This is a genomic window from Nocardioides ginsengisegetis, assembly GCF_014138045.1.
Taxonomy (GTDB): domain Bacteria; phylum Actinomycetota; class Actinomycetes; order Propionibacteriales; family Nocardioidaceae; genus Nocardioides; species Nocardioides ginsengisegetis.
On the sequence record NZ_JACGXA010000001.1, the window covers coordinates 2,700,760 to 2,717,637 of the forward strand.

Annotated in this window: 15 protein-coding genes and 2 tRNA genes; 3 read left to right on the top strand and 14 right to left on the bottom strand. The window is 71.6% G+C overall.

From position 1 onward, the window contains the following. Nucleotides 1–68 precede the first annotated feature (68 nt). The 8 genes from tig to FB382_RS12980 form a co-directional block, all read right to left on the bottom strand. On the bottom strand, nt 69–1,460 hold the full coding sequence (tig, locus tag FB382_RS12945) for a trigger factor (protein WP_125037823.1): 1,392 nt from the start codon (nt 1,458–1,460) through the stop codon (nt 69–71). 39 nt (nt 1,461–1,499) lie between these two features. Further along, nucleotides 1,500–1,572, bottom strand: a tRNA-Pro gene (locus FB382_RS12950). Nucleotides 1,573–1,617: 45 nt separating this feature from the next. After that, a tRNA-Gly gene (locus tag FB382_RS12955) sits at nt 1,618–1,691 on the bottom strand. Nucleotides 1,692–1,807: 116 nt separating this feature from the next. Continuing rightward, nucleotides 1,808–2,911 carry a PP2C family protein-serine/threonine phosphatase gene (locus FB382_RS12960; RefSeq protein ID WP_182539730.1) on the bottom strand — a complete coding sequence of 368 codons (1,104 nt, stop codon included), beginning with the start codon at nt 2,909–2,911 and terminating at the stop codon, nt 1,808–1,810. A 25-nt stretch (nt 2,912–2,936) separates the two neighbouring features. After that, entirely contained in the window at nt 2,937–3,788 is an 852-nt protein-coding gene (locus FB382_RS12965) for an Fpg/Nei family DNA glycosylase (RefSeq protein ID WP_182539732.1), read from the bottom strand. Continuing rightward, nucleotides 3,781–4,296 carry a ribose-5-phosphate isomerase gene (locus FB382_RS12970; protein WP_182539734.1) on the bottom strand — a complete coding sequence of 172 codons (516 nt, stop codon included), beginning with the start codon at nt 4,294–4,296 and terminating at the stop codon, nt 3,781–3,783. The genes FB382_RS12965 and FB382_RS12970 overlap by 8 nt, the downstream gene beginning before the upstream one ends. Before the next feature lie 25 nt (nt 4,297–4,321). Further along, nucleotides 4,322–5,254 carry an alpha/beta hydrolase gene (locus FB382_RS12975; protein WP_343055595.1) on the bottom strand — a complete coding sequence of 311 codons (933 nt, stop codon included), beginning with the start codon at nt 5,252–5,254 and terminating at the stop codon, nt 4,322–4,324. 16 nt (nt 5,255–5,270) lie between these two features. Then, complete coding sequence (locus tag FB382_RS12980) at nt 5,271–5,840, bottom strand: LURP-one-related family protein (RefSeq protein ID WP_182539737.1); 570 nt, start codon at nt 5,838–5,840, stop codon at nt 5,271–5,273. Nucleotides 5,841–5,873: 33 nt separating this feature from the next. Here FB382_RS12980 and FB382_RS12985 point away from each other — a divergent pair, with 33 nt between their 5' ends. After that, nucleotides 5,874–6,233 carry a DUF2568 domain-containing protein gene (locus tag FB382_RS12985; protein ID WP_182539739.1) on the top strand — a complete coding sequence of 120 codons (360 nt, stop codon included), beginning with the start codon at nt 5,874–5,876 and terminating at the stop codon, nt 6,231–6,233. On the opposite strand, the gene FB382_RS12990 is transcribed toward FB382_RS12985, so the two are convergent. After that, entirely contained in the window at nt 6,223–6,816 is a 594-nt protein-coding gene (locus tag FB382_RS12990) for a TetR/AcrR family transcriptional regulator (protein ID WP_182539741.1), read from the bottom strand. The two genes, FB382_RS12985 and FB382_RS12990, sit on opposite strands and share 11 nt — an antisense overlap. A gap of 112 nt (nt 6,817–6,928) precedes the next feature. Between FB382_RS12990 and FB382_RS12995 the strand changes: the two genes are divergently transcribed. Further along, the gene (locus FB382_RS12995) at nt 6,929–8,440 is read left to right on the top strand and encodes an MFS transporter (RefSeq protein ID WP_182539744.1); all 1,512 of its coding nucleotides are present in this window, start codon (nt 6,929–6,931) and stop codon (nt 8,438–8,440) included. Between the two features lie 6 nt (nt 8,441–8,446). On the opposite strand, the gene FB382_RS13000 is transcribed toward FB382_RS12995, so the two are convergent. Genes FB382_RS13000 through chrA form a run of 5 tightly spaced genes read right to left on the bottom strand, consistent with a single transcriptional unit; the run spans nt 8,447 to nt 14,263 of the window. Next, complete coding sequence (locus FB382_RS13000) at nt 8,447–9,199, bottom strand: DUF3626 domain-containing protein (protein WP_182539746.1); 753 nt, start codon at nt 9,197–9,199, stop codon at nt 8,447–8,449. Continuing rightward, nucleotides 9,192–10,994, bottom strand: a complete 1,803-nt coding sequence (metG, locus tag FB382_RS13005) for a methionine--tRNA ligase (RefSeq protein ID WP_182539748.1) — start codon at nt 10,992–10,994, stop codon at nt 9,192–9,194. The genes FB382_RS13000 and metG overlap by 8 nt, the downstream gene beginning before the upstream one ends. Before the next feature lie 23 nt (nt 10,995–11,017). Further along, the gene (locus tag FB382_RS13010) at nt 11,018–12,190 is read right to left on the bottom strand and encodes a peptidoglycan recognition protein family protein (protein WP_182539750.1); all 1,173 of its coding nucleotides are present in this window, start codon (nt 12,188–12,190) and stop codon (nt 11,018–11,020) included. Between the two features lie 60 nt (nt 12,191–12,250). Then, entirely contained in the window at nt 12,251–12,850 is a 600-nt protein-coding gene (locus FB382_RS13015) for a mycothiol-dependent nitroreductase Rv2466c family protein (RefSeq protein WP_182539752.1), read from the bottom strand. A gap of 54 nt (nt 12,851–12,904) precedes the next feature. Next, a complete protein-coding gene (gene chrA / locus FB382_RS13020) occupies nt 12,905–14,263 on the bottom strand; it encodes a chromate efflux transporter (RefSeq protein WP_343055596.1) in 1,359 nt (452 codons plus the stop codon). A 63-nt stretch (nt 14,264–14,326) separates the two neighbouring features. On the opposite strand from chrA, the gene pepN reads away from it, so the two are divergent. After that, complete coding sequence (gene pepN, locus FB382_RS13025; protein WP_182539754.1) at nt 14,327–16,873, top strand: aminopeptidase N; 2,547 nt, start codon at nt 14,327–14,329, stop codon at nt 16,871–16,873. Nucleotides 16,874–16,878 lie beyond the last annotated feature (5 nt).

The following is a 16,878-nucleotide window of genomic DNA, read 5'->3' on the forward strand; positions in this document are numbered from 1 at the left end:
CCGATTCGACGACGACGGCCCGCCCGGACGGTGTCCGGGCGGGCCGAGGTACGACGTGCGGGTGGTGCTCAGGCCTCGGTGGGCTCCTCGGCAGCGTCCTCGGAGGAGGCGGCAGCCTCGTCCTCGGGCTCGCCGATGGTGCCGTCGGGGCGGAGGTTCTTCAGCTCGACCGCGTTGCCCGAGGCGTCCTTGACGACCGCGGACTCCACGATCGTGGCCAGCGCCTTGCCGCGCAGGATCTCCTGCACGAGGTCGGGGATGTGGTTGTGCTCGAACATGTGGTTCGCGAACTCCTGCGGGTCCTGGCCGGACTGCTGGGCGCGACGGACCAGGTGGGAGGAGAGCTCGTTCTGGTCGACGCCGAGCTCCTCCTTCTTCGCGACCTCGTCGAGGATGAACTGCGCGGCGACGGCGTCGCGGACGCGGCGGTCCAGCTCGGCCTCGAACTCCTCGATGGTCTGGCCCTCGTCCTCGAGGTACTTCTCCATCGTGATGCCGGCGTAGGCGAGCTGCTGCTCGACGTTCTGGCGGCGGGCGTTGAGCTCGTCGGTGACCATGGTCTCCGGCAGCGGCACCTCGACCTTGTCGAGGAGCTTCTCCAGGACGGCGTCGCGCGCGGCGGCGGCCTGCTCGAGGCGCTTGCCGCGGCCCAGGCGCTCGCGCACGTCGGCGGTGAGCTCCTCGGCGGTGTCGAACTCCGAGGCGAGCTGCGCGAAGTCGTCGTCGAACTCGGGGAGCTCCTGCTCCTGCACCTGGGTCACGGTGACCGCGACCTCGACGTCGGCGCCGACGAGGTCGCCGCCGACCAGCTGGGAGGTGAAGGTCTTGTCGTCGCCCGCGGACATGCCGGTCAGGGCCTCGTCGAGGCCGTCGAGCATGCCGCCGCGACCGACCTGGTAGGACATGCCGCTGACCTCGGCACCCTCGACGAGCTCGCCGTCCTGGGTGGCGCGGAGGTCCAGCACGACGAAGTCGCCGTCGGCGGCGGGACGCTCGACGTCGCTGAGCGTCGCGAAGCGCTCACGCAGCGCCTGGACCTGCTCCTCGACGTCGGCGTCGGTGATCTCGACGTCCTCGACCTCGGCCTCGAGGCCGTCGTAGGCCGGGAGGGTGATCTCGGGACGGATGTCGACCTCGGCGGTGAACTCGAGGGTCTCGTTGTCCTCGAACTTGGTGACCTCGATGTCCGGCTGCGCGAGCGGCTGGAGCGAGTTCTCCTGGAGGGCCTCGATGTACTTCTTGGGGAGCACGTCGTTGATGGCCTCGTCGAGGACGGCGCCGCGCCCGACCTGGCGGTCGATGACCGTCGGGGGCACCTTGCCGCGGCGGAAGCCGGGGATGTTGATCTGCTGGGCGATCTTCTTGTACGCCGCGTCGAGGCTCGGCTTGAGCTCCTCGAAGGGCACCTCGACGGTCAGCTTGGCCCTGGTCGGGCTCAAGGTCTCGACGGCGCTCTTCACAAGGTTCTCCTCATCAGTTGTTCCTGGTCCGGTCATGCGTCGGGGCGACAGGACTCGAACCTGCGATCTCCTGCTCCCAAAGCAGGCGCGCTAGCCACTACGCTACGCCCCGCCAAGTGGGCACCCGCCCCGTGATCGGCACGGACCGGACCCTGCTTGGAGCGGATGACGGGAATCGAACCCGCGTAATCAGTTTGGAAGACTGAGGCTCTACCATTGAGCTACATCCGCACGCGTGCCCCGGCCCCGCGAGTGGCCGGAAATCTGCGGGTGTCATGGTGCCACACGGCGAGGGCTGCGCCCCAACCGAGGCAGGCCCGTACGCCGGCCGCCGGGTCAGTGCCGGGTCAGCGGCGGTGCACCAGGAGCAGCGCGCGGTCGTCGTTCTGCGAGCCCAGCGCCTCCACGAGGCGGGCCGCTCCCCCGTCGAACTCGCCGCGCAGCAGGCGCTCGGCCTGGCCGACCATCCGGTCGATGCCGAGACCGATGTCACGCCGCCGGGTCTCGACCATCCCGTCGGTGTAGAGCAGCAGCGCGTCGCCGCGGCGCAGCACGCCCCGCACGCAGGGGAAGTCCGCGCCCTCGATGAGGCCGAGGATCGGCCCCTCGGTCTCCAGGACCGCCCAGCGGCCGGATCCGGCGGCGAGCTGGATCGCCGGCGGGTGGCCGGCCGTGCGCACCTCGAAGGCACCGGTGTCGAGCTGGAGGGAGAGGTGGACCGCCGTGGCGAACCCCTCCTCCCACTGCTGGCGCAGGAGGTAGTTGTTGGCCGACGGGAGGAAGTGAGCGGGGTCGAGCGCGGTGAGCAGGCCACCGAAGGCCCCGGAGAGCAGCAGTGCGCGGGTGCCGGCCTGCTCGCCCTTGCCGGACACGTCGACGACCACGACCTCGAGGCGCTCACCGCCCGGGGAGGTCGTGGCGACGATGAAGTCGCCCGCGAAGGGCGTGCCGCCCGCCGAACGGAGCGCGGACTCGGCGTACCAGCCGTGCGGGAGCTCGGGGATGCCGCCCTGACCGAGGATCCGGTCGCGGAGGTCGACCAGCATCGACTCGCCGAGGACGCCGGCCACGCCGAGGCGCGAGCGGCGGAAGGACGTCAGCAGGATGATGAAGCTGAGCAGGAAGACGATCGCGACGGCGATGACGGTCCGGACCTGGATCACCGACTGCCGGGTGAGCGCGAGCATCAGCCCGACCATCACGAACACCACGAACCACGGCAGCTGGCGGGGCCCGAGGAGCAGGCTGCCCAGGAGCAGCGGCACGACGAGCGCGTTGATCGGGATGACGTTCGGGAAGACCATGATCGACGCGGTGATCGCGATCGCCGCCACGGTCAGCCAGAACACGATCCGGCTCTCGCGGGCGGCGCCCGCAAGGCTGGGGAATCGTCGCGGACGACGCACGGGGGTGGGGCGCGCAGCCCGGGCCGGCTCACGGAGAGCGGTCATCGTCGGTCCTCTTCGCAGGGTGGGTTCACTGTACGGCGCGCGATCGGAACGTGCGTTGACATTGGGGACACCAGAACAGGTTGCGTCCCTGCAGCACCTCGGTGCGGATGGACGACCCGCAGACGTGGCAGCCCTGCGCCGTCCGACGGTAGACGTAGACCTCGCCGCCGTGGTCGTCCACGCGGGGCGGGCGGCCCATCGCCTCGGGGGTGTGCTCGGGCCGGACCGTGTCGATCCGCCCGGTCCGCACGCCCTCGGCCATCAGCGCGACGAGGTCGTCCCACATGGCCAGCCACTGGCCGACGCGAAGCGTGTGCCCGGGACGGAGCGGGTGCATCCGGTGGCGGAAGAGGACCTCGGCCCGGTAGACGTTGCCGACGCCCGCCAGCACCGACTGGTCCATGAGCAGGCCGCCGATCGGGGCGCGGCTGCGCCGGATCCGCTCCCAGGCCAGCATCGGGTCGGCACCGGCCCGGATCGGGTCCGGGCCCGACCGGGCCACGACGGCGTCGCGCTGCCCGGCCGTGACCAGCTCACAGGTGGTGGCGCCCCGGAGGTCGGCGTACGACGTGGTGCCGGGCTCGCCGCCCGGCCCGACCAGCCGCAACCGCACCTGGCCCACCGGCGGCGGCACCTCGTCGACGTCGGGGTGCAGGTCGAACTTGCCGTAGAGGCCGAGGTGGACGTGCACGAAGCGGTCGCCGAAGGAGACGAACAGGTGCTTGCCCCACGCCTCGGCACCCTCGAGCAGGTGGCCGTCGACGAGTGCCGCGGAGTCCGCGAAGCGCCCCTGGGGGCTGCCGACGCGCACGAGCCGGCCGCCGAAGACCGACTCGATGTCACCGGCGAGCCGGTGGAGGGTGTGCCCCTCAGGCATCAGTTCCGTCGACGCGCCCGAGGGCCGACTCGGGCAGCGGCGGGAGCTCGCGCGTCGTCTCGTAGGAGCAGAGCTGGCCGATGCGGCGCACGTGGCGCTCGTCGCCGGGGAACGGCGTGGCCAGGAAGACCTCGACGAAGCGGGTCATGTCGTCCAGGGAGTGCATCCGGCCGCCGACCGAGACGACGTTGGCGTCGTTGTGCTCGCGGGCCAGGACCGCGGTCTCCTCGGACCACACGAGCGCCGAGCGGACGCCGTGGACCTTGTTGGCGGCCATCTGCTCGCCGTTGCCGGACCCGCCGATGACGACGCCGAGGCTGTCGAGGCCCTCCGCGCGGTCGGCGGCGACGCCCTCCGCGGCCCGCAGGCAGAAGACGGGGTAGTCGTCGAGGGCGTCGTAGACGAAGGGGCCGTGGTCGACGGGCTCGTAGCCGTGGTCGGTCAGCCAGTTGAGCAGGTGGTCCTTGAGGTCGAGGCCGGCATGGTCGGAGCCGAGGTGCACGCGCATGGGCTCGATCCTCCCGAACCCCCGCTCAGGAGTGCAAACGGAAGAAGCCCGCGACCTGCCCCAGCAGCGGTTCTGTCGCCGGAAACACACCCGGGTGCCGCCAGAAGCCGTGGATCTGGCCGAGGTAGCGGGTCGCGGTGACCTCCACGCCCTGCTCGGCGAGCAGCCGGGCGAGGTGCTCCCCCTCGTCGCGGAGCGGGTCGTGCTCGGCGGTCACGACCAGGGTCGGCGGCAGCGTCGCGAGGTCCGGCGAGAGCAGCGGCGCGAGGTCGGGGTCGAGCAGGTCGGCCGGCGTGCCGGCGTACTGCTGCCAGTACCAGGCGGCCTCGCGCGGGTCGAAGCCGTCGGCGGCGGTGCGGTACGACGGGAAGCCGGCCGTCGGGTCCAGGAAGGGGTAGACGAGGGCGGCGGCACGGAAGAACCCCGGGTGCCGCAGCGCCGCGACGAGGGCGAGGTTGCCGCCCGCACTGTCGCCGTGGACGTACGCCGGCCCGCCGATGCCGTGCTCGCGCCCGTGGCCGGCCAGCCAGCGGACGACCGTGGAGACGTCGTCGGGGGCGGCCGGGAAGCGGTGCTCCGGCGGCCGCCGGTAGTCGACGGACAGCACCGCCGTGCCGGTGCGGTTGGCCAGCCGGCGCGCGCCCGCGTCGTGGACGTCGATGTCGTGGAAGACGAAGCCGCCGCCGTGCAGGTGCAGGACGACCGCGTCGGAGCCCTCGGCCCCCTCGGTGGTCGAGCTTGTCGAGACCGTCGAGACCGTCGCGACCGGGCGGAACAGCCGGCACCGCACCCCGTGGCAGTCGAGGTCGACGACGTCGGCGACGTCCTCACGGGGCTCGGCGGCCGCGGCCGCCCGCGCCTCGGCCCGCGAGGCCGCGATCGAGAACTGCGGGTCCCAGACGGGCAGGTCGCCTGCGGCGGCGTCGACGGCTCGCCGGGCCTCGGGGAAGAGCACCACGGTGGTGGGGCTCGGGTCAGCGCGCCATGAGGGCGTCGAGCCCGACGGCCACGGCCGCGGCCACGCGGAAGTCGACCCGCTGGTCGGGCACCGTCACGGTGTACTTGTCGCGCAGCGTCGCCTGGCGCTCGCTGGACATCAGCGGGGCGCCGGCGCTGTCGACGAAGTCGAAGTGGAAGGGCAGGAAGCTGATGTCGGTGAAGCGGCGCAGCAACCCGACGACCTGGCTGCGCTCCTGGCCGACACCGGCGTACCCCGGCCCCTCGAGGTGGAAGGTCGAGCGCAGCAGGCTGGCGCCGAAGTCCTTCTTGAAGAAGCCGATCTGCTGGCCGGCCTCGTCGGTGATGTCGTAGCCGGAGTTGAGGTCCATCACCTTGCGCGCCTTGAACGCGAACACCGGCCGCGACTTGGTCTCGTCGCTGAAGAACGTGACCTGCTCCTTGAACGCCATCCGCTTCTGCTCGGCGAGCCCCATCAGCTGCCCGAAGCTGCCGTCGGGGTTGGCCGCGAAGATCTCGTAGCGGTTGACCATCAGCGTCAGCTTCTGCTTGACGAAGAACTGGGGCAGGTACATCGCAGCACTCATGCGGGGAACGCTACTGGCTGACAGGATGCCGCCGTGGTGATTCTGGGCTGGTCGGTGCTGGCGCTTCTGTTCGTCGACGAGGTGCTCGCCGTGGTCGCGGCCGGCGTGTGGGGGCAGCACGCCGCGGGCTGGTGGCTCGCCGTCCTCGCGCCGGTCGTGACGATGCTGGTGTGGTTCCTGTTCGCCTCGCCGAAGGCGGAGCACAGCGGTCCGGTGGTCCGGCCGGTGACCAAGGTGCTCGTCTTCACCCTGGCCGCGCTCGGCCTGTGGGTGGCGGGACACCACTCCCTGGCGGTCGCCTTCCTCGCGTTCTCCGTCGTGGTCAACGCGGTGGCGCTGGCACCCTCGATCCAGGCCCTCCTGCCCGACGCGGAGCCGCCGCTCAGCCGGTGAGGCCGCGCTCGACGGCGAGCAGCATCCGGTCCAGCTCGGCCGCCCGCTCGTCGGCGGGCAGGTCGCGCAGGGGGCCGTCGAGGTTGAGCACCGCGAAGCCGTGCACGGCCGACCAGCAGACCGTCTCGGCCCCGGGCCGGCGCGCGGGGTCCATCGCCCCGACCTCGACGAGCCGGTCGAGGGCCTGGCCGAGCTGGGTGTAGGGGTCGGCGTCGGCCATCTCGCCCTTGAGCTCGTGGCTGGCGAAGGCGCAGGCGAAGAGCCCGGGCTCGGCCAGGGCGTAGTCGACGTAGGCGCGGCCGATCTCCCGCAGCCCGGCGCGCGCCCGGTCCTGGGGCGTGGCCCCCTCGACCGAGCTCACCCGGCGAGCCATGGCGGCCGAGAGCCCGGCGAACGCCTCCCCCGCCACCTCGGCGAGCAGCTCGTCGCGGTCCGCGAAGTGCCGGTACGCCGCGTTGTGGGACACCCCGGCCTGGCGCGCCACCGCGCGCAGCACCACGCCCGCCTCACCCTTCTCGCGGGCGAGTCCGACGGCCGTCCGGACCAGCTCCTCGCGGAGGTTGCCGTGGTGGTAGGTGCTCATGGGGAGGATGGTACGCCCATGTTGACAGTGTCCACATCCGGTGCTTCACTCGTCATGTTGACAGTGTCCACATAGGACTCACCTCCGCCACCATTCCCATCCGGAGCGCCCCATGAACCGCAAGCTCGGCATCCTCCTGGCGGTCTACACCGCCGCCCTCGCGATCAACCTCGACGTCACCATCGTCAACGTCGCCCTGCCGAGCATCGCCCGCGAGCTCGACGCCGGCACCCGCGGCCTCCAGTGGGTCGTCGACGGCTACAACCTCGCCTTCGCCGCCCTCGTCCTCGCCGCCGGCAGCCTGTCCGACCGCTACGGCCGCCGTCCCGCCCTCATCGTGGGGCTCCTCGGCTTCGCCGCGACGAGCGTCGTCGGCGCCTTCGTGGACACCACCGGCGCGCTCATCGGCGCCCGGATCGGCATGGGCGTCTTCGCCGCGCTGATCTTCCCCACCACGCTCTCGGTCATCTCCAACACCTTCACCGACCGCCGCCAGCGCGCTGCCGCCCTCGGCGGCTGGGGCGCCGTGGTCGGCGCCGGCGTCGCGCTCGGGCCGGTCACGGGTGGGCTCCTGCTCGACCACTTCTACTGGGGCAGCGTCTTCCTCGCCCTCGCCCCGGTCGCGCTCTTCGCGACGGTGCTGACCGTGTGGCTGGTCCCCGAGTCCAAGGACCCCTCGGTCCCCCGCCTCGACCTGCCCGGCCTCGGCGTCTCGGTCGCGATGCTCAGCCTGCTGACCTACACGATCATCGAGGCGCCGGGCCGCGGCTGGTCCTCGACCACCACATTGGCCAGCTTCGCCGTGACCGCCGTGCTCGTCGCGGTGTTCGTGGTCGTCGAGCGGCGCGCCGCGCACCCGATGCTCGACGTACGCCTCTTCACCGACCGCCGCTTCAGCGCCGCGAGCGGCGCCGTGATGATCACCTTCTTCTCGCTGGCCGGCTTCATCTTCCTGATCACGCAGTACTTCCAGCTCGTCCGCGGTTTCGGCCCGCTCGCCACCGGCGCCCGGATCCTGCCGGTCGCGATCAGCATCGCGATCGCCTCGGTGGCCGGCGGCATCCTGGCGCCCCGGATCGGCACGCGATCAGTCGTGACGACCGGCCTGCTGATGTTCGGCTCCGCGATGGCGTGGGTCGCGACGGCCACGGTCACCACGGACTACGCGACCGTGATCGTCCCGCAGATGGTGCTGATGGGCCTCGGCATGGGCCTGATCGCGACGCCCGCGACCGAGTCGATCATGCTCGTCCTGCCGCCCGCCCGTGCCGGCGTCGGCTCGGCCGTCAACGACGCGACCCGCGAGCTCGGCGCGACCCTCGGCGTGGCCATCGTGGGCTCGCTGTTCTCCTCCGTGTACGGCGCCCGCCTGGCCGACGGTGCCTTCGGGGCGCTGGCCGGCGGTCGGCTCGACCAGGCCCGCGACTCGGTCGCGGTGGCGATCGGCATGGCGGGCCGCGACCCGCGCCTGGTCGCCGCCGCGCAGGACTCGTTCATGGCCGGGCTGCACGCGGGCTGCCTGCTCGTGGCCGGCATCTGCTTCGCGGGCGCGGTCGTCGCGGTCTTCGCCCTGCCGGGCCGCAACTTCGTCCCCCGGGGCGCCCTGGCGCCCGTGTCTGCCTGAGGGGCGTCAGCCCCGGCCGAACCGGGCCAGCAGGTGCCACACCCGCTTGATCGCCTGCGGGTCGTGCGCACCCGTGCGGGCGGCCGCCCCGACCACGTCCGGGGTCAGCTCGGGGCCCAGCGACTGCGCCAGCGCGACGAACTCGGGGCCGCGGTAGTCGGGATCGAGCCCGGCCGTGGCGACCCGGAAGCCGGCGTGCCACTCGACCGGACAGCCCAGTGAGGCGGCGGCCTGCTCGACGCGGCCACCCCGGAAGCACGGGTCGAGCACGACCGCCTCCACGTCCTCGTCGAAGCGCACGCCGCCGTGCACGTGCGCCTCGACGTAGTCGTCGAGCTCGTCGTGGTCGGAGTCGTCCGCTGCCGCGACGAGCTCGGGCAGCCGCTCCGCGCCGCCCACGAGGGTCGGCTCGAAGACCGAGTCGGGGAAGCAGTAGGTGGTCCGCACACCCAGCGAGGCCCGCAGCCGCACGTGGCAGGACCCGAACCGGACCGACCCGCCCTGTGACCGCCGGCGGTGGTTGAGCGCGCCGTACACGGGACGGTCCTCGGCCGGCGCCGCGTCGTACCGACCGTCGAAGAGACGGCTCTCCCACCGCCACCGGTCGCCACCCTCGTGCGCGGTGAGGCCACCGTTGGACGTGCCCGTGGTCCACTGCGAGCGGTAGACCCCGTCGGCCGCCATCGACTCGATGACCCACCCGTCCCGGCTCGGCCAGTCGGGGTGGAACTGGAGGGTGACCGGGAGGTGCTCAGCCACCGAACCGGGCGAGCTCCTCGTCGACCACCGACGGGTCGAGCTTGGTGAAGATCGGCGCCGGCTTGGCGATCTTGGTGCCCACCACGAGCGACCGGGGGGCCCACGCCGGGGTGTCGCTGTAGTCGCCGGTGATGACCGGGTAGAACGACAGGCCGGCACCCTGGTCGGGGTCGAGCTCCTCGACCTGGTCGACCCGCGGCATCGGCATGAACTCTCCCTCGCCCCCGAACGTCGCCCAGACCTTGTTGGCCGAGTGCGGGAGGAACGGCGAGAGCAGGGTGTTGCAGTCGACGACGCACTGGGCGGCGACGTGCAGGACGGTGCCGAGGCGCTCGCGCTGCGACTCGTCCTTCATCTTGTAGGGCTCGGTGACGGTGAGGTACTTGTTCACCTCGCCGACGACGCGCATCGCCTCGGCGATGGCGCTGCGCAGCCGGTGGCGGCCGATGAGGTCGCCGACGGTGTCGAAGGCGCCGCGGACCGACGCCAGCACGGCCTCGTCGACCGGCTCGAGGGTCCCGGCCGCCGGGACCTCGCCGAAGCTCTTGGCCACCATCGTCGCCGTGCGGTTGACCAGGTTGCCCCAGCCCGCGACCAGCTCGGAGTTGTTGCGGGTCACGAAGTCGGCCCACGTGAAGGCGGCGTCGGAGGTCTCCGGGCCGGCCGCACAGATGAAGTAGCGCAGCGCGTCCGGGCCGTAGCGCGCCAGGAAGTCACCGACGTAGATGACGTGGCCGCGGCTGGAGGAGAACTGCTGGTCCCCCATCGTGAGGAACTCCGAGGACACGACCTCGGTCGGCAGGTTCAGGTCGCCGTAGACACCCGGCTCGCCGCCGCGCGAGCCGCGGCCGTCGTACGCCAGGAGCTCGGCGGGCCAGATCTGGCTGTGGAAGACGATGTTGTCCTTGCCCATGAAGTAGTAGGCGAGGGCCTCGGGATCGTTCCACCAGTCGCGCCAACGCTCCGGCTCACCCAGGCGGCGGGCCCACTCGATGGACGCGGACAGGTAGCCGATGACGGCGTCGAACCAGACGTAGAGGCGCTTGGTCGGCTGGTCCTCCCAGCCCGGGACCGGGATCCCCCAGTCGATGTCGCGCGTCATCGCCCGCGGGCGGATCTCCTCGAGGATGTTCTGGGAGAACTTGATGACGTTGGGCCGCCAGGTGCCGGACTCGGCCCGCTCGTCGAGCCACACCTTGAGCGCGTCGGCGAGAGCAGGCAGGTCGAGGAAGTAGTGCTGGGTCTCGATGAACTCCGGCGTCTCGCCGTTGATCTTCGAGCGCGGCTCGAGCAGGTCGGTCGCGTCGAGCTGGTTGCCGCAGTTGTCGCACTGGTCGCCGCGCGCCTCCTTGAAGCCGCAGATCGGGCAGGTGCCCTCGATGTAGCGGTCCGGGAGCGTGCGGCCGGTCGACGGGCTGATCGCGCCGAACGTCGTCTGCTCGACCATGTAGCCGTTGCGGTGGACGGTCCGGAACATCTCCTGCACCACGTTGTAGTGATTGCCGGTGGTGGTCCGGGTGAAGAGGTCGTAGGACAGCCCGAGGTCGAGCAGGTCCTGCACGATCACGGTGTTGTTCTTGTCGGCGAGCTCCCGGGCGCTGACGCCGTCCTTGTCGGCGGCGACGAGGATCGGCGTGCCGTGCTCATCGGTGCCCGACACCATGAGGACGTCGTGCCCGGCCATCCGCATGTAGCGGCTGAAGACGTCGGAGGGCACACCGAAACCGGCGACGTGGCCGATGTGGCGCGGGCCGTTGGCATACGGCCAGGCGACGGCTGACAGGACTCGACTCATGCGTGAATCCTAGGAGTACGACGTCAGTAGTGCCGGACCCGGATCGTCGCCCGGCGCCGGATGCCCGGGAGCTTGGCGTAGAGCCTGCGCCCCGGACAGGCCGTCTGGTTGGTGTCCCGGTGCCCGTCGATCCTCGGCAGGACGACCGTGCGACCCCACCGGAAACGGTCGCTGCCGTGGGAGAACACGTGCGCCCAGTGCGGGACGTCGCGGTGGTACTTGTCGAGCTTCCACGACGCCAGCCGCACGATCGCGGTCAGCATCCTCTGGCTCGGCTTGACCAGCTCGAAGTTGCCGATCGCCGCGATGCCGGTCGAGGTCTCGTTGAAGCCGAGCGTGTGGGCGCCCTGCACCGGCAGCCCGGCGCCGCCCTTGCGGCCCTCCCAGATCCGGCCGAAGCGGTCGACGAGGAAGTTGTAGCCGATGTCGGACCAGCCCAGGTTGTGCGTGTGGTAGCGGTACATCCCCCGGATCAGGGCGGGGACGTCGGCGCGCGAGTAGCGGTTGGCCGTCACGGTGTGGTGGATGTGCACCTGCTGGATCGTGCGGACGTACCACGGCCCGCCGTTGCGCCAGCTGTCCACCGCGCCCCACGCCTTCCGCAGCCGGATCGGTGGCCGCGGCGCGTGCTTCCAGTGGTGGTGGCCGGTCCGGTTGGTCGGCTCGGGCTCGGCGCTGTCGGACTTGCGGCGGCCCGGATCGATGAGGACGAGGGTGAGGCGCTGCGGGATCGGGCCGCGCAGGCCGATCTGCACTGCGTCGGACCCGCCGACCCACAACGGCTCGGTGCCGCTCGTCGCGCTGGCGTCGGGGCTGTCCGCGCTCGGCAGGTCGCTCAGCGCCGGCATCGGGTGCCACGCCGACCAGCCGGAGCCGGCGCGGTTGCGCATCATGAGGCTCGAGCCGTCGCCGCGCCAGGTCAGCCCGGCGAGCCGGTACGACGACGTGCGCAACCGCTGGGTGCGCCGCTCGCCGTCCGCACCGTCCGTCGTGTCGTGGAAGTCCGCGCGCCGGAGCCGGACGTCGGCCTCGCGGACGCCCGAGTCACCGACCGACCGGAGCAGGACCTCCGGTGGCCGGTGCGGCTTGCCCGCCGCGTGGGCGCCGACCGGGACCGGCAGGGCGAGCCCTGCTGCCATCAGCCCCGCCGTCAGCAGGGCGGCGGCCGCTCGTGCACCCGAGGCTCGACCAGACATGGCACAACATCATGCGCCACTCTCGTCACACTGGCAACGGGGCCCGCCGTACGCCGGGGTTCAGCTGAAGTCGAGCGCCTTGTCGCGGGCCCGCTTGAGCTCGTAGAAGTGCGGGTAGGCCGAGAGCGTCACGCAGGCGTCCCAGAGCCGGCCGGCCTCCTCGCCGCGCGGCGCCTTGGAGATCACCGGGCCGAAGAAGGCCGCGCCGTTGAACGCGATGGTCGGCGTGCCGACCTCGTTGCCGACCTGGTCCATGCCCGCACGGTGCGACGTACGGATGGCCTCGTCGTAGGAGATGTCGTCCATGGCGTCGGCGAGCCCCACGTCCAGGCCGGCCTCCTCGAGCGACGCCTCGATCATGGCGCGGTCCTTGTCCTGCTTCTCGAGGTGGATCCGGGTCCCCATCGCGGTGTAGAGCGGCAGCACGACGTCCTTGCCGTACTTCTGCTCGGCGGCCATCAGCACGCGCACCGGCTGCCAGGCGGTCTCGAGGAAGGAGCGGTACTCCTCCGAGACGTCCTTGTCCTCGTTGAGGAAGGCCAGGCTCATGATGTTCCAGGTCACCTGGATGTCCCGGACCTTCTCCACCTCGAGGATCCACCGCGAGGTGATCCAGGCGAACGGGCAGGCAGGGTCGAGCCAGAAGTCAGCGTTGGTCATACAAGGTGCAACGACCTCGGCGGCGCGGTATTCCGCCGCGCCGTCACCTGTCGCTCACGTCACCAGCGCCAGGCCGAGCCCGGCCAAGGCGCACACGCCGAGCGTCCGCAGCACCGACCACCGGGCCCCGAACACCAGCGCCAGGGCGAGCGCCGCGACGACGACGGCCTCCCAGACCCACGACGACCAGACGGGCACCAGCAGGTCCACGGGTCCGGGCCCGACCGTCCGGGTCCGGGCGAAGAGCGTGTGCACGGTGAAGAACAGTGCCAGGTTGGCGATCACGCCGACGATCGCGGCGGTCACCCCGGTCAGCGCGGCCGAGAGGGAGGCGCTCCCCCGGAGCCGCTCGACGTACGGCGCCCCGAGGAAGACCAGCACGAAGCAGGGCACGAAGGTCACCCAGACCGTCAGCAGCGAGCCCAGCACGGCCGCGACCCACGGGTCGAGTCCGCCGGGGTTGCGGTAGGCGCCGAGGAACGCCACGAACTGCACCACCATGATCAGCGGCCCGGGCGTGGTCTCGGCGAGCGCGAGGCCGCGCACCATCTCGCCGGCCGTGAGCCAGCCGTAGGTGCCCACCGCCGCCTGGGCGACGTAGGACAGCACCGCGTAGGCGCCGCCGAACGTCACCAGCGCCATCCCGCCGAAGAAGACGCCCTGGTCGGTGAAGACGGACTGCTCGCCGGAGACCAGCGTCCACGCGACGGCGACGGGGGTCACCCAGAGCACCAGGCCGATGCCGAGGATCGTCAGGTTGCGGCGGGCCGAGGGGCGGGCGTGGTGCAGGGCGTCGTCGGGGATCAGCGGGGCGGGTCCCTCGTCGGCGCCGGCCGCCTTCTCCGGCGGGGCCATCAGCCCGGGCCGCCAGCGGCCGAGCGCCCACCCGATCGCGCCGGCGCCCAGCACGACCAGCGGGAACGGCAGGCCGAGCAGCGCGAGGCCGAGGAAGGCCGCGGCCGCGAGCAGGACCAGCGTGCGGTTGGTCAGCGCCCGGCCACCGACCCGCACCACGGCCTGGAGCACGATCGCGACCACGGCCGGCGCCAGCCCCAGGAACAGTCCGGAGACGAGCGTCGTGTCGCCGTGGGCGACGTACAGCCAGGAGAGCCCGAGCAGCGCGACCACGCCGGGCAGCACGAACAGGACCCCGGCGACGAGCCCGCCGAGCCACCCGTTGAGCAGCCAGCCGGTGTAGATGGCGAGCTGCTGCGCCTCGGGGCCGGGCAGCAGCATGCAGTAGCTCAGCGCGTGGAGGAAGCGCCGCTCACCGATCCAGCGCCGCTCGTCGACGAGCGTGCGTTGCATGACGGCGATCTGGCCGGCCGGCCCGCCGAAGGTCTGGAGGGAGATCAGGAACCAGGCCCGAGTCGCCTCGCGCAACGGGATGACATGCCGCTCGGAGGTGGTCACGCGGCCCATCATGGGCGATAACCGTTTTCCTCCGGGCGTGACGTGGATGACATGATGCGCCCCATGCCTGGAACCAACCTCACCCGGGACGAAGCCGCCACCCGCGCCGCTCTCCTGGACGTCACGTCGTACTCCATCGACCTGGATCTCACGACCGGCGACACGACCTTCGGCTCGACCACCACCATCGAGTTCACCTGCAGCCAGCCCGGCTCCTCGACGTTCGCCGACCTCGTCGGCGCGACCGTCCACGAGATCACGCTGAACGGCGAGTCGATCGACCCCGCGACGGCGTACGCCGACCACCGCATCGCGCTGTCCGGCCTCGCCGCCGACAACGTGCTCGTGGTCCGTGCCGACTGCACCTACTCGCGCACGGGTGAGGGCCTGCACCGCTTCGTCGACCCCGCCGACGACCGGGTCTACCTCTACTCGCAGTTCGAGGTCCCGGACGCCCGCCGCGTCTACACGACCTTCGAGCAGCCCGACCTCAAGGCGCCCTTCACCTTCAACGTGACCGCGCCGACCGGCTGGAAGGTCGTCTCCAACTCCGCGACCCCCGAGCCGAAGGAGATCGCCGAGGGCGTCTCGCTGTGGAACTTCGCGCCGACCAAGCCGATGTCGACCTACATCACCGCGCTCGTCGCCGGTGAGTACCACGAGGTCCAGCACGTCTACCGCGGCAAGCACGGCGACATCCCGCTGGGCCACTACTGCCGCCAGTCCCTCGTCGAGCACCTCGACGTGGAGGAGCTGGTCAAGCTCACCGAGCAGGGCTTCGCGTTCTTCGAGGACCTCTTCGACTACCCCTACCCGTTCGGCAAGTACGACCAGCTCTACGTGCCGGAGTACAACATGGGCGCCATGGAGAACGCCGGCTGCGTGACCCTCCGCGACGAGTACCTCCCCCGCTCCCGCCAGGACCGCTCGTTCTACGAGTTCCGCGCCGAGGTGATCCTCCACGAGATGGCGCACATGTGGTTCGGCGACCTGGTGACCATGCGCTGGTGGGACGACCTCTGGCTCAACGAGTCCTTCGCCGAGTGGGCCTGCTACCACGCGGCCGTCGAGGCCACCGAGTTCACCGAGTCGTGGGTCGGCTTCACCAACGCCCGCAAGAACTGGGCCTACCGCCAGGACCAGCTGCCCAGCACGCACCCGATCGCGGCGGACAACTACGACCTCCAGGCCGTCGAGGTGAACTTCGACGGCATCACCTACGCCAAGGGCGCCTCGGTGCTCAAGCAGCTCGTCGCCTGGGTGGGCCTGGAGAACTTCCTCGAGGGCATCCGCGGCTACTTCAAGGACTTCGAGTTCTCCAACTCCGAGTTCACCGACCTGCTGGCCGCGCTCGAGAAGGCCTCGGGCCGGGAGCTGGAGTCGTGGGCCCAGGAGTGGCTGCAGACCTCGGGCGTGAACACGCTCGCCCCCGAGTTCGAGCTGGACGAGGACGGCCGCTTCACCTCCTTCGCCGTCCGCCAGACCGCTGCCGCCGACTACCCGACGCTGCGCCGCCACCGCCTCGGCATCGGCCTCTACGACGAGGTGGAGGGCCGCCTGGTCCGTCGTACGTCGATCGAGATCGACGTCGAGGGCGCGAAGACCCAGGTCCACGACCTCATCGGCCAGCAGCAGCCCGCGCTGCTGCTGCTCAACGAGGGCGACCTCGCCTACGCCAAGATCCGCCTGGACGACCGCTCGCTGGCCACCGTCGTCGACGGCCTGGCCACGCTGGACGACCCGCTCGCCCGGGCCCTGTGCTGGGGCGCTGCGTGGGACATGACGCGCGACGCCGAGATGTCGGCGACCGCGTTCGTGACGCTCGTGCTCAGCGCTGTCGGCTCCGAGACCGACGCCTTCGGCGTCAGCCGGATCCCGGGCTACGCCGCGCAGGCGATCAACGCCTACAGCGCTCCCGCCAACCGGGCCGCCCTCAAGGCGACCTGGGAGCAGGGCATCCGGGAGCTGTTCGTCGCCGCCGAGGCCGGCAGCGACCACCAGCTGTCCTTCGCCCGTGCCTACGCCTCGGCCGCGCACAGCGACGAGGCGCTGGCCGAGCTCGAGGGCCTGCTCGACGGCACGGTCTCCTTCGCGGGCCTCGCGGTCGACACCGACCTGCGCTGGCTGCTGCTGAACAGCCTGGTCAAGGCCGGCCGGGCCGGGGTCGAGGCGATCGACGCCGAGCTCGCCCGCGACAACACCATCTCGGGCCAGGAGCACCACGGCGCCGCCCTCGCGCTGCGCCCGACCGCCGAGGCCAAGGCCGACGCGTGGGCCAGCGCCGTGGAGCGCGACGACATCCCCAACGAGACCCAGCGCAGCATCGTGCTGGCCTTCCAGGTGTTCGGCCAGGAGGAGATCCTCGCGCCGTACGTCGAGAAGTACCTCGCCGTCGCCGACACGATGTGGGAGGAGAAGGGCACCCAGCGCGCCTCGACCGCCCTGGAGTACCTCTTCCCGCGCCCGCTGGCCAGCCAGCAGCTGCTCGACCGCGTGGACGCGTGGCTCGAGAGCTCGCCGGCCAACCCGGCCGCCAAGCGCTACGTGCGCGAGGGCCGCGCCGACGTCGCCCGGGCGCTGGCCGCCCAGGCGAAGGACGCTCAGGGCTGACCGCC